At 64.2% G+C, this 12244-nt stretch carries 13 protein-coding genes; 7 read left to right on the plus strand and 6 right to left on the minus strand.

Annotation, left to right across the window (positions count from 1 at the left end):
• Positions 1 to 2: 2 nt before the first annotated feature.
• Positions 3 to 1160 carry an efflux RND transporter periplasmic adaptor subunit EmhA gene (gene emhA / locus A9971_RS09170; protein ID WP_183001418.1) on the minus strand — a complete coding sequence of 386 codons (1158 nt, stop codon included), beginning with the start codon at positions 1158 to 1160 and terminating at the stop codon, positions 3 to 5.
• Between the two features lie 265 nt (positions 1161 to 1425).
• Between emhA and emhR the strand changes: the two genes are divergently transcribed.
• Both emhR and A9971_RS09180 read left to right on the plus strand, forming a co-directional pair.
• Entirely contained in the window at positions 1426 to 2058 is a 633-nt protein-coding gene (gene emhR / locus A9971_RS09175) for an efflux system transcriptional repressor EmhR (RefSeq protein ID WP_011059675.1), read from the plus strand.
• A gap of 161 nt (positions 2059 to 2219) precedes the next feature.
• Positions 2220 to 3104 carry a DMT family transporter gene (locus A9971_RS09180; protein ID WP_011059676.1) on the plus strand — a complete coding sequence of 295 codons (885 nt, stop codon included), beginning with the start codon at positions 2220 to 2222 and terminating at the stop codon, positions 3102 to 3104.
• Between the two features lie 193 nt (positions 3105 to 3297).
• On the opposite strand, the gene A9971_RS09185 is transcribed toward A9971_RS09180, so the two are convergent.
• From A9971_RS09185 to A9971_RS09195, 3 genes are read right to left on the minus strand one after another with little or no spacing between them, the layout of a single operon-like run.
• Positions 3298 to 4347, minus strand: coding sequence for an alkene reductase (locus tag A9971_RS09185; RefSeq protein WP_011059677.1), 1050 nt, complete (start codon positions 4345 to 4347; stop codon positions 3298 to 3300).
• Positions 4348 to 4381: 34 nt separating this feature from the next.
• On the minus strand, positions 4382 to 5548 hold the full coding sequence (locus tag A9971_RS09190) for an MFS transporter (protein WP_015634436.1): 1167 nt from the start codon (positions 5546 to 5548) through the stop codon (positions 4382 to 4384).
• 18 nt (positions 5549 to 5566) lie between these two features.
• The gene (locus tag A9971_RS09195) at positions 5567 to 5869 is read right to left on the minus strand and encodes a helix-turn-helix transcriptional regulator (RefSeq protein ID WP_011059679.1); all 303 of its coding nucleotides are present in this window, start codon (positions 5867 to 5869) and stop codon (positions 5567 to 5569) included.
• A 153-nt stretch (positions 5870 to 6022) separates the two neighbouring features.
• Between A9971_RS09195 and A9971_RS09200 the strand changes: the two genes are divergently transcribed.
• On the plus strand, positions 6023 to 6604 hold the full coding sequence (locus A9971_RS09200) for an ACP phosphodiesterase (RefSeq protein ID WP_053156698.1): 582 nt from the start codon (positions 6023 to 6025) through the stop codon (positions 6602 to 6604).
• Positions 6605 to 6709: 105 nt separating this feature from the next.
• On the opposite strand, the gene A9971_RS09205 is transcribed toward A9971_RS09200, so the two are convergent.
• A complete protein-coding gene (locus A9971_RS09205) occupies positions 6710 to 7504 on the minus strand; it encodes a lysophospholipid acyltransferase family protein (RefSeq protein ID WP_011059681.1) in 795 nt (264 codons plus the stop codon).
• Positions 7504 to 8259 (minus strand): L-ornithine N(alpha)-acyltransferase, encoded by a 756-nt coding sequence (gene olsB, locus A9971_RS09210; protein ID WP_011059682.1) that lies wholly within the window; start codon positions 8257 to 8259, stop codon positions 7504 to 7506. Before olsB ends, A9971_RS09205 begins: the two co-directional genes overlap by 1 nt.
• Positions 8260 to 8399: 140 nt before the next feature.
• On the opposite strand from olsB, the gene A9971_RS09215 reads away from it, so the two are divergent.
• The 4 genes from A9971_RS09215 to A9971_RS09230 all read left to right on the plus strand — a co-directional run bounded on the left by A9971_RS09215 (position 8400) and on the right by A9971_RS09230 (position 12244).
• Positions 8400 to 9278 (plus strand): acyl-CoA dehydrogenase, encoded by an 879-nt coding sequence (locus A9971_RS09215; RefSeq protein WP_053156700.1) that lies wholly within the window; start codon positions 8400 to 8402, stop codon positions 9276 to 9278.
• 195 nt (positions 9279 to 9473) lie between these two features.
• Positions 9474 to 10571, plus strand: a complete 1098-nt coding sequence (locus A9971_RS09220; protein WP_183001419.1) for a serine hydrolase — start codon at positions 9474 to 9476, stop codon at positions 10569 to 10571.
• Entirely contained in the window at positions 10568 to 10897 is a 330-nt protein-coding gene (locus tag A9971_RS09225) for a hypothetical protein (RefSeq protein ID WP_011059685.1), read from the plus strand. The genes A9971_RS09220 and A9971_RS09225 overlap by 4 nt, the downstream gene beginning before the upstream one ends.
• A 171-nt stretch (positions 10898 to 11068) precedes the next feature.
• The gene (locus A9971_RS09230) at positions 11069 to 12244 is read left to right on the plus strand and encodes a M20 aminoacylase family protein (RefSeq protein WP_011059686.1); all 1176 of its coding nucleotides are present in this window, start codon (positions 11069 to 11071) and stop codon (positions 12242 to 12244) included.

Here is a 12244-nt window from a genome sequence, read left to right on the forward strand (position 1 = left end):
GTTTACTCCCCTTTGCCGCCTGCAGCTTTGTCAGTTGCCTGTGCAGGGGCCGGGTACTTCGCTGGAACGTTGGTTGCTTCGCTGGCCTTGACTTCAATGCCCGGCTTGACGAACTGCAGGCCTTCGGTGATCAGGCGATCGCCGGCTTTCAGCCCATCTTCCACCAACCACTGGCTGCCGACCGTGCGGCTGGCCTTGAGTTGACGCAGCTCGACCTTGTTATCCGGGCCAACCACCAGCGCGGTCGGGGTGCCTTTCAGGTCGCGCGTCACGCCTTGCTGGGGAGCCAGGATCGCCGCGCTGTTCACCCCGGCTTGCAGTTGGGCGTGGACGAACATGCCAGGCAGCAGAGTGTGCTCAGGGTTCGGGAACACTGCGCGCAGGGTCACCGAGCCGGTGGTTTCGTCCACCGAGACTTCGGAGAATTCCAGCTTGCCGTCGAGCTTGTACTGGCTGCCGTCTTCCAGGGTCAGTTTGACCTTGGCGGCATTGTCGCCGACTTTCTGCAGGCGACCGCTTTCCAGTTCGCGACGCAGTTCCAGCAGTTCTACCGAGGACTGGGTAACGTCGACGTAGATTGGGTCCAGCTGCTGGATCACGGCCATGGCATCGGCCTGGCCATTGCTCACCAGGGCGCCTTCGGTCACCGAGGAACGGCCGATTCGGCCGGTCAGTGGCGACAGCACTTTGGTGTAGCGCAGGTTGATCTGGGCGCTTTGCAGCGAGGCTTCCGACTGCAGGCGGTTGGCCACGGCAGTGTCGTATTCCTGGCGGCTTACGGCCTGCTCGTTGACCAGTTGCTTGTAGCGATCAGAAATCGACTTGGTCGATTGCAGATTAGCCTCGGCACTTTTCAGCGTTGCCTCATAGACCGATGGATCGATCTGATAAAGCTGCTGACCTTCCTTGACGTCTCCACCTTCTTTGAACAGACGCTTGAGAATAATCCCGTTTACCTGTGGGCGAACTTCGGCGATGCGGAACGCAGTGGTCCGGCCCGGGAGTTCGGAAGTCAAGGTAAAGGCTTGTGGTTGCAGGGTAACGACGCCGACCTGAGGGGCTTGAGGGGCAGGCGCCGCCTCTTCCTTTTTACATCCGCTGAGCAGCGATGCCAGGGCGACGGCAGTGACCAGAGCGGTAACAGCTGGCTTGAGTTGCATGAAAATCCTCGGGTCAGGCACGCAAGATGCGCACAAGAAAAGTGGAAGGGTAAAAATGCTTGGCTGAGTGGATAAGTAGCTTGCTAAGGAATATACTTACGTTCATGGTTGTTTGTAAATACCCCTGCGGCGTACCCATCCGGTTACAAAAGCCCCTGTAGGTGTTGAATTGTAGGCTGGGCAAACGGCACTCGAGATGCCGTTCCATATTTATTCAGAAGGTCTTCACGCATCGCTGAAAGATCCTGATCGAGGTTTTACTGCCATGGTCCGTCGTACCAAAGAGGAAGCTCAAGAAACTCGCAGCCAGATACTCGAGGCCGCCGAAAAGGCCTTTTACGAGCGTGGCGTGGCGCGTACCACCCTGGCCGACATCGCGGCGCTGGCGGGAGTCACGCGAGGTGCCATCTATTGGCACTTCAGCAACAAGGCCGATCTGGTGCAGGCCATGCTCGACAGCCTGCGTGAACCTTTGGATGAAATGGCCGCGGCCAGTGAGAATGTAGATGAAATGGACCCGTTGGGCTGCATGCGCAAGCTGCTCATTCATTTGTTTCATCAAGTTGCCCTGGACCCGAAAACCCGACGCATCAATGAAATCCTGTTTCACAAGTGCGAGTTCACCGACGAAATGTGCGACCTGCGCCGACAGCGTCGCGCTGCCAGCCTGGACTGCAACGTACACATCGAGCTGGCGTTGCGTAATGCAGTGAATCGTGGGCAATTGCCCGAGAACCTCGATGCGGCGCGGGCAGCTATTACGCTGCATGCGTTCATCGATGGCATTCTCTACCAGTGGTTGCTGGCCCCGGACAGCTTCGCCCTGCACACCGAAGCAGAGCGCTGGATCGACATCGGGCTGGATATGCTGCGCTTGAGCCCCAACCTCCGTCATTAAGACAAAATGCGTAATTGAGTCCGGTTGTGTCAACATTTAAGGCGAGGGACGTTCATACCCGGGGTCGCACTTCACAATGGGGTGCTTTTATATACGGGCTTGCTGCAGGTTGATAGATAGCGAGCTACGTATTTTGTAGGGATTTTGTTGCGGGTGTGTGAATGAGTGTGAGCCCTTCACCGTTCAACGGCGCGGAACACCCCATCAAGGGGATCGCCCTGATCTGCCTGGCGGTCCTGTTGTTTGCCAGCCACGACACGTTATCCAAATACCTGTCGGCTTTTTATCCCATCGTCATGGTGGTCTGGGCCCGCTATGTGGTGCACACCCTGTTGATGCTGGTGGTCTTCGTGCCGCGCAGTGGTTTCTCTGCGGTGGTGCGCACCAAGCGCCCCGGGTTGCAATTGCTGCGGGCCCTGTGCCTGATCGGCACCAGCCTGCTGTTCACCACCGGCCTGCGCTATATACCCCTGGCAGAAGCGACCGCGGTCAACTTCCTGGCGCCCTTGCTGGTGACTGCCCTGTCGGTGCCGTTTCTGGGGGAGCGGGTCAGTCGCGCCCAGTGGCTGGCAGTGCTGGCGGGGTTCGTCGGGGTGCTGATTGTGGTGCGTCCCGGTGGCGCGTTGTTCACGCCGGCAATCCTTCTGCCGCTGGGGTCGGCGCTGTGCTTCGGCTTCTACCAGTTGCTGACCCGCAAGCTCAGTGGTGTCGACAGCCCGACCACTAGCAACTTTCTCACCGGGATCCTCAACAGCCTGATCATGAGCGCGCTGCTGCCGTTCTTCTGGAGCACGCCGACGCTGGTTCATGGGCTGTTCATGATCGGCCTGGGCACCTGCGGCATGCTCGGCCACATGTTGCTGACCCAGGCGTTCCGCCATGCCGCGCCGGCGATGCTGGCGCCTTTCAGCTATGGGCAGATTCTTTTCGCCGGGCTCTTTGGCTACCTGATCTTCGACCATACCCCGGACCAGTACGCCCTGGTCGGTATCGCGGTCATCTGCCTCAGCGGCCTGGCGGTGGCCTGGGCCCAGCGCAAACGCTGAATGGCTTTCTGTAGCCCCTGCCGCAGTCCGCGACAAGGTCCGCAGGACCTTCATCGAACTTGAGATGGTCGCGCCCCTTCGGGGCGACCGTGCGTACGCGGCCCGAGCCTGCGGCAGCGGCTACAACGAATGTGCAGGCCATGAAAAAGCCCCGGCTCGCGAGAGTCGGGGCTTTTTATCGAGCGATGCAGGCTTACAGAGTCGGGTAGTCGATATAGCCGACCGGGCCCTTGCCGTAGAAGGTTTCCGGGTGCGCTTCGTTCAACGGCGCATCGGCCTTCAGGCGGGCTGGCAGGTCCGGGTTGGCGATGAAGGGCACACCAAAGGCCACGGCGTCAGCCTTGCCAGCGGCCAGCCAGGCGTTGGCGCTGTCCTTGGTGAAGCGTTCGTTGGCGATGTAGGGGCCGCCGAAGGCTTCTTTGAGTTGCGGGCCCAGGCTGTCGGCGCCTTCTTTCTCCCGGGAGCAGATAAAGGCGATACCGCGTTTGCCCAGCTCCCGAGCGACGTAGGTGAAGGTCTCCGCCAGGTTGGCATCACCCATGTCATGGGAGTCGGCACGTGGTGCCAGGTGCACGCCTACCCGGCCGGCACCCCAGATCTCGATGGCCGCGTCGGTGACTTCCAGCAGCAGGCGGGCACGGTTTTCCAGGGAGCCGCCGTACTGGTCGGTACGCTGGTTGGTGCTGCTTTGCAGGAACTGGTCCAGCAGGTAGCCGTTGGCGCCGTGGATTTCCACGCCGTCGAAACCGGCGGCCTTGGCGTTTTCCGCGCCGACCCGGTAGGCGTCGACGATGTCGGCGATCTCAGCGGTTTCCAGGGCCCGCGGAGTTGGGAAGTCGGCCAGTGGGCGCACCAGGCTGACGTGCCCCTTGGGCTGGAGGGCGCTGGGTGCCACCGGGGTTTCGCCGTTCAGATAGGACGGGTGGGAGATGCGTCCGACGTGCCACAGCTGCAGGAAGATCTTGCCACCGGCGCCGTGTACTGCCTTGGTCACATTGGCCCAGCCACGCACCTGGTCGTTGGACCAGATGCCGGGGGTGTCCGGGTAGCCCACGCCCATGGGGGTCACCGAGGTGGCCTCGCTGAGGATCAGGCCGGCGGAAGCCCGCTGTACGTAGTACTCGGCCATCAGCGCGTTGGGTACGCGGCCGGCATCGGCGCGGCAGCGGGTCAGCGGCGCCATGATGATGCGGTTGGACAGTTCGAGATCGCCGAGTTTGATCGGATCAAAGAGAGTCGTCATGGAATGCAGCCTTCTTTAAGGGATAGGGAGAGGATCAGTGGGTTGCAGGAGCCAGTTCGGCGTTGCCGCCCTGGCGAAAGGTAATCAGCGTCACCAGCAGGGCCAGGATCGCCAGGGCCGCAGCCGCCAACGGCACGCTGGTCAGGCCGAAGCCGTGGGCGATGACGCTGCCGCCGACCCAGGCACCCAGGGCATTGCCGATGTTGAAGGCGCCGATGTTCAGGGTCGAAACCAGGTTCGGTGCGGCCTTGCCGAAGGTCACTACGTTGACCTGCAACGCCGGCACTGCGGCAAACGAAGCGGTGGCCCAGAGGAACAGGGTGATCTCGGTGGGGATCAGCGCCACGCTGGTCCAGGTCAGTACGGTGGAGACCACGGCCATGGCCGCGAACACGCCGATCAGGGTGGCGCCCAGGCGCTTGTCCGCCAGTTTGCCGCCGATGATGTTGCCCAGGGTCAGGCCCAGGCCGATCAGCAGCAGGGTCCAGGTCACGCCCTTGGGCGAGACACCGGTGACATCACCGAGCAGCGGTGCAACGTAGGTGAAGAGGGTGAACATCGATGCGGCGAACAGCGCGGTCATGCTCAGGGACAGCCAGATACCCGCGCCCTTGAGGGCCGCCAGCTCCGCACGCATGTCGAGTTTTTCCTCGTCGCGCTTGGCCGGCAGGAAGCGCAGCAGGCCGATCAGCGCCAGTACGCCGATCACCGTCACCACCCAGAAGGTCGAGCGCCAGCCCGCTGCCTGGCCCAGGGCGGTGCCCAGGGGCACGCCAAGGACGTTGGCCAGGGTCAGGCCGGTGAACATCAGGGCCACGGCCGAAGCGCGCTTGTTGGCAGGCACCAGGCCGGCGGCCACCACTGAACCGATACCAAAGAAGGCACCGTGGCACAGCGCGGTGATCACCCGGGCAAACATCAGCACGTTGTAATCACTGGCCAGTGCACACAGCAGGTTGCCGACAATGAAGATTCCCATCAGCGCCACCAGGGCTGCCTTGCGGGGCAGGCGGGCGGTGGCCAGGGCCATGAAGGGCGCGCCGATGGCCACCCCAAGGGCGTAGCCGGTGACCAGCCAGCCGGCGCCGGGAATCGACACCCCGAGGTCCGCCGCCACATCGGGCAGCAGGCCCATGATGACGAACTCGGTGGTACCGATGGCGAAGGCACTCAAGGCCAGGATGAGAAGCGAAAGGGGCATTGTCGGGTCCTTGTCAGGTCAGAGCTGTTGGCTCATTTGCGTGAGGAACTGCTGGATGGTTTCCTCGTTGCGTTTGAAAAAATGCCATTGGCCGACTTTCCGGCTGCTGATCAGGCCTGCGCGTTGCAAGGTGGCGAGGTGGGCGGACACGGTCGACTGCGACAGGCCGCAGCGTTGGTCGATCTGCCCGGCGCAGACGCCGTGCTCATTGCTGTGAGCCTGATCGGGAAATTCGACAGTCGGATCTTTCAGCCAGTGCAGGATTTCCCTGCGAACCGGATGTGCCAGGGCTTTTATTATTTCGTCGAGGTCGAGGGACATGGCGGTGCTCGTTTTTTGTGAAACGTTGTATCGCGATGAAGCGAAATTTAAATCGTTATTTCGCGATATACCAATATGATTTTGGTCTTAAATCATTACTTATCGGTATATCGGGTTATAACGATATGTCGGTCGCAGTGCTAAGCTGCGTCCATGAATTATCTCGCACATCTGCACCTTGGCGGCCAGCGCCCGGGTCAATTACTCGGCAGCCTGTATGGCGATTTCGTCAAGGGACGCCTGCAAGGGCAGTTTTCGCCCGAGGTCGAGGCGGCGATCCAGCTGCATCGGCGCATCGATACCTACACCGACAGTCACCCGCTGGTGGCGGCGGCGCTGTCGCGTTTCTCCCTGACGCGAAGGCGTTACGCCGGCATCGTCATCGACGTGTTCTTCGACCATTGCCTGGCCCGGGATTGGCAGCATTACGCCGACCGGCCCCTGCCGCTGTTCACCGCCGAGGTGTACCGGGTGCTGGCGGCCGAGCCGCAGTTGCCGGCGCGGCTGGCGCAGATTGCGCCTTACATGGCGGCGGATGACTGGCTGGGTTCCTATCGCGAGTTCGCGGTGCTGGAGCCGGTGTTGCGGGGGATTGCCCGGCGCCTGTCACGGCCAGAGGAGCTGACCGCGGCGATGGTCGAGCTGGAACGGCTGTATGAACCGTTGAGCGAAGACTTCCGTGCTTTCTACCCGCAATTGCAGGCATTCGCCGCGCAGCACATCCAATTGCCCTGACTCACGATGGCTGTTTTAGGAGCTGGCTTGCCAGCGAAGGTGCTCTCATGACCGACGCAGGTTTCAAGGGCCTTTTCGCCGGCAAGCCGGCTCCTGCAGAGAGTTTCAGGCCGCGACCAGTTCGCCGTTGCGGCGTGGTTCGGCGGGCAGCATGACATCACCGAACAGCGCCTTCTGCACGGCTTGCTGGGCCTGGAAGGCCAGCGCCGCACGTTCCTGGCCCTGGCAGGCAATCGGCTTGAGCAGGTGGATCTCCACCTGGCCCCGGTCATTGGCGAACAGGCGCATCAGGTGCGAGAGCAGATCGTCGTCGCCGATGAAGGGCGCCAGGGTATCGATCTGGCCGTCGCGCAGGTAACGGATCGCCACCGGTTGCAGGCAGACGTCGGCATCGATGGCGCTGGCCAGCAAGCGCCCGTGGAAGGTGCGCAGGCCACGGCCATCGGTGGTGGTGCCTTCGGGGAACAGCAGCAGTGGGTGCTGCTCCTGCAAATGCCGGGTCATCTGCTTGCGGATCAACTGGCTGTCACCGGCGCCGCGGCGGATGAACAGGCTGCCGGCCTTGGCGGCCAGCCAACCGGCCACCGGCCAGGTGCGCACTTCGGCCTTGGACAGGAAGGACAGCGGCGTCAGCATGCCCAGCAGCGGGATATCGGTCCAGGACACATGGTTGCTGATCCAGAGCATCGGTTGGCGGGGCAGCTCGCCATGCACCGAGACCTGAAAGGGCAGGGCATTGCTCAAGCGTGCCATGAAGAAGCGCGACCAGCGCTGGCGCCGGACCATGGAGTTGGCGACCCCCAAGCGTTCCAGCAAACCGAAGATACTGGCCATGCTCAGGCCCAGCGCCACCACCAGCAGTACTCGGGCGATGCGCCCGTAGACCCGCAGCCGGCGCATCAGACCGCCGCCTTGAAGTGCCGGGCGTAGCGCGGGCACAGCTCGTCGCGCTTGAGCAGGATGAACACATCGGCGACCTGGAAATCCTCGTCCCAGCACGGCTCGCCGCAGATCTTCGCGCCCAGGCGCATGTAGGCCTTGAGCAGGGGCGGCATCTCGGCGATCACATTGGACGGAATGTCCAGGCTCGGCAGCGGGTTCTTCGGCTCGGCCCGCAGGTGCTCGGTGCACAGGTAGCGCTCGCGCAGGCGCTGCATGATCGCCTGGGCCTGCACGCCGCCGTCCTGCATGGGGATGCTGGCGCAACCCATCAGGTAGCTGTAGCCACCCTGATTGAGCACTTCCGCCAGTTCGCCCCAGAGCACGGCGATGGTGCCGCCGTTGCGGTAGGCCGGGTCGACGCAGGTGCGGCCGATCTCCAGGATCGGCCCCTTAAGCTGCACCAGGCCGTGCAGGCTGAACTCTTCTTCGCTGTAGAAACGCCCCAGGCTGTTGGCGGCCTGGTGGTCCAGCAGGCGGGTGGTGGCCACCAGGCGCCCGGTGTTCAGGTCGCGCACACCGATGTGGCTGCAATGAACGTCATAGTCATCCATGTCCAGACCCAGTTCCGCGCCCTTGAGCTTGGCGTTGAACTCGCCACTGAAGACGTTGAAACGCAGGGCCTGGGCTTCTTGCAGAGCCTTCGCGCCGATCAGGCGTTCGGCTTGCAGGCGGCGTTCAGTGCCGGTGTCGCTGATGCGGGCGATCTGAGTCATCGTGAATCTCCGTGCGGGCTACTGACCCGCCTTGGGTTGCAGCCAATCGACTTTGTTGTGCAAAGTCAGGCTATGTAGCCCCGGTGTCATCGCCATGAAGCTTTGGTGATGCTTATATGACAGCCCCTGAGGACCTTCGAATGCCCTGGCAAGCCCTGCTCGAGAGCCGTGAACGATTGCCCGCCAACCCCGACCTGGCCGAGGGCTACGGGGCTTTGCTGGCGCACCTGGGCAACGTCACGCCCTTCGAACTGGCGGTGCTCGGCGGGCGCTTGATGGCCACCCCGGGGCTGGCGTTCCTGGTGGGCTACCAGGCGGCATTGCGCATGTTGTGGCCCAGCGCGCCGTCCAGTCTGGGGGCTTTATGCGCGACCGAACGCCGCAGCCTGCGCCCGGCGGACATGCAGACCCGCCTGGAGGATCTGCGCCTGCACGGGCGCAAGGATTTCGTCACCGCCGGCGATGCCGCCGACTGGCTGCTGGTGGCGGCTCGCTGCGAAGCCCCGGGGGAGCGCGCAGCCCTGCGCCTGACGGTGGTCTATCCCGGCGAGCCCGGGGTCAAGGTCCAGACCCTGCCCGCCATTGCCCTGATGCCGGAGATCAGCCACGGCTGCCTGGAGCTGGACAACGCCGCCTGCGAGTTGCTGGCCGGCGACGGCTGGGATGCCTACGTCAAGCCGTTCCGCACCCTGGAAGACATCTATGTCCTGAGCGCCATGCTGGCCTGGCTGTATGGCGTGGGGCAGGACAGCGGCTGGCCGCAGCCCTTGCAGTTGCAACTGCTGGGCTTGCTGGCCGGCTGTGCCGAAGCCAGCCGGCAGAACCCGGCGCTGAGCAGCGGGCACATTCTGCTGGCGGGCCTGTTCGTGCAGTTCGAGGCGCTGAAACCCGAGATCGGCATTGCCTTCGCCCAGGGGCCACAGCTCTGGCGCGAGCAATGGACCCGCGACCAGGCCCTGCTGGACCTCGCCGCCAGCGCTCGCGCACAGCGCCTGGCCAAGGCCCTGGCCTCCCTGTAGGAGCCGGCTTGCCGCGAGGAATGCGCAGTCTCCGAAACCGCATTCGCTGGCAAGCCAGCTCCTACAAGAAGCGGTTCTCGCGCCCTATCGAATATTCGCCCAACCCTGTAGGAGCCGGCTTGCCGGCGAAGGTTGTCGCGAAACGGTCATGTGCCCGCAATAGGCTCGGCCCCAGACGGCTCTCGAGTGTCCTTCATGCCCAAAGCTTGGTTGCTGCTGGCCCTGCTTCTATTACTCAGCCTGCCGGCCCGGGCCGAGGAGTGGCCGGCGCTGCAATGGAGCCAGGGCACGCCAGCCAGCGGCCCGGCGTTGCAGGCCCTGGAGGATTACGCCTTTGTGCCCCGGGACGATGAGTCCCGCCAGGGCGTTCGCACCGACGCCTTGCTGGTGATCCGCGACGGTCGACTGCTCTACGAGCGCTACGCCGGGGCAACCGGGCCACAGACGCCCCATCTCGCCTGGTCCGCCAGCAAGAGCCTGCTGGCGGTGCTGCTGGGGGTGGCCTTTGGCGAGGGGCGCTTCCAGTTGCAGGACCCGGCGGCGAAGTTCTACCCGCCGCTCGAGGCCCATCCCGACATCACCCTGGCGGACCTGCTGCACTGGGCCTCGGGCCTGGATTGGCAGGAAGACTATGAATACGCCCCTCTCAACTCTTCGGTGGTGGCCATGCTCTACACCCGCGGGCACCGGGACATGGCCGCCTTCACCGCGCAACAGGCCGCCTCCGGCCCGCCGGGCCAGGTGTTTCGCTATTCCAGCGGCGACAGCAACCTGCTGGCGGCCAGCCTGCGGGGCATGGTGGGGGAGGGGCAGTATGCGGACTATCCCTGGCGTGCCCTGTTCGAACCCCTGGGCATCACCCAGGCGGTGTGGGAGCGGGATGCTGCTGGCACTTTCGTCGCTTCCTCGTACCTCTACCTGACGGCCCGCGATCTGGCTCGCATTGGCCTGCTGATGCAGCGCGATGGCCGTTGGCGCGACCGGCAATTGCTGCCCAAGGCCTGGGTCGAATTCTGCCGCACGCCCTTTCGTGGCTATCGGGCCAACCAGGACGTGGCCGTGGCGGGCGGGCACTGGTGGCTCAACCGCGAGGTGGACGGGGCGCCAAGGCCCTGGCCGGATGCCCCCGCCGATACCTACGCTGCGCTGGGACACTGGGGCCAGGCGCTGTATGTGCTGCCGGCGCAGCGCCTGGTGATCGTGCGCTATGGCGACGACCGTGACGGCAGCTACCAGCACAATGAACTGCTCAAGCGGGTGCTGGCCGCCTTCGCCACGCCGGAGCAGCCATGAAGCCCTGGCCCTTGATCCGTCGGCGTCCGCTGCTCAGCCTGCTGGCGCTCGGGCTGCTCCTGCTGCTGGGCTGGGGCTGGCAGCAGCGGGTGGCGTTGCAGGCCTTCCCGGACATCCTCGGGGCCTACACCGCCAAGGAGTACTGCTCCTGCCGTTACGTCATGCAACAACCTGCCGACTACTGCCGCGCCTACGTGCGCCAGTACCTGCCTACCAGCGCTTTTCTCGATGAGCCGCAGCCCCGTCGTGTCACCGCCAGCGCGCTGGGGCGCACCCATAGCGCGGTCTGGCGCAGTGCCCGTGAAGGTTGCCGCCTGGACCCCTGACCGGGGTCGAAACGATGGCGGCAGCTTTGTGTTCCATCCAGTGGAACCACATTTGATTGTCCTGTGCCCCGGCTCGCGGTTATCTGACGCAGAGCTTCGAGCACGCCCTGGCCCTCGTGCAGCGCTCCGAAAAAAAGAACGGGAACCCACCCGGCCCAGAGGAGATACGCCATGACCCGACACCAGCACATTCTTGCCTGGCTCAACGATGTCGCCAGCGACCTGCGGGCCATCCGCCAGGACATTCACGCCCACCCCGAGCTGGGTTTCGAGGAAAACCGCACCGCGGCGCTGGTGGCCCGCAGCCTTGAAGAGTGGGGTTATGAAGTGCACACCGGCGTGGGCCGGACCGGCGTCGTAGGGGTGCTGCGCAACGGCAGCAGCCCCCGCACCCTGGGCCTGCGGGCCGACATGGACGCCCTGCCGATCATCGAGAACACCGGGGTGCCCTACAGCAGCCGCTACAGCGGTTGCATGCACGCCTGCGGGCATGACGGCCACACCACCCTACTTCTCGGGGCGGCCCGTTACCTGGCGGCCACCCGGCAGTTCGACGGCACCCTGAACCTGATCTTCCAGCCGGCGGAGGAGGGCCAGGGTGGCGCCGAGGCCATGCTTGCCGACGGCCTGCTGGAGCGTTTCCCCTGTGATGCCCTGTTTGGCCTGCACAACATGCCAGGGCTGCCGGCCGGGCACCTGGGCTTTCGCGAGGGGCCGATGATGGCCTCCCAGGACCTGCTCAACGTGATAGTCGAAGGCGTCGGCGGCCATGGCTCCATGCCGCACCTGACGGTAGACCCGCTGGTGGCAGCGGCGAGCATGGTCATGGCCTTGCAGACAGTGGTAGCGCGCAACATCGATGCCCAGGAAGCCGCGGTGGTCACCGTCGGGGCCCTGCAAGCGGGCGAGGCGGCCAACGTCATTCCCCAGCAGGCCCTGCTGCGCCTGAGCCTGCGGGCCCTCAACGCACCCGTGCGCGAGCAGATGCTGGAGCGGGTCAAGGCCATTATCCGCACCCAGGCCGAGAGTTTCGGTTGCTCGGTCAGCATCGAGCATCGCCCGGCCTATCCGGTGCTGGTCAACAGCCCGGAGGAAACCGAGTTCGCCCGCAAGATCGGTGTCGAGCTGGTGGGGGCCGAGGCGGTCAACGGCAATACGCCGAAGCTGATGGGCAGCGAAGACTTCGGCTGGATGCTGCAGCGCTGCCCGGGCAGCTACCTGTTCATCGGCAACGGCGTGGCCCAGCCGATGGTGCATAACCCGGGTTACGACTTCAACGACGACATCCTCCTCACCGGCGCGGCCTATTGGGGCGCCCTGGCGGAAAGCTGGCTCAAACCGTCCTGA

It is taken from the genome of Pseudomonas sp. UME65, from assembly GCF_014170225.1.
GTDB lineage: Bacteria > Pseudomonadota > Gammaproteobacteria > Pseudomonadales > Pseudomonadaceae > Aquipseudomonas > Aquipseudomonas protegens.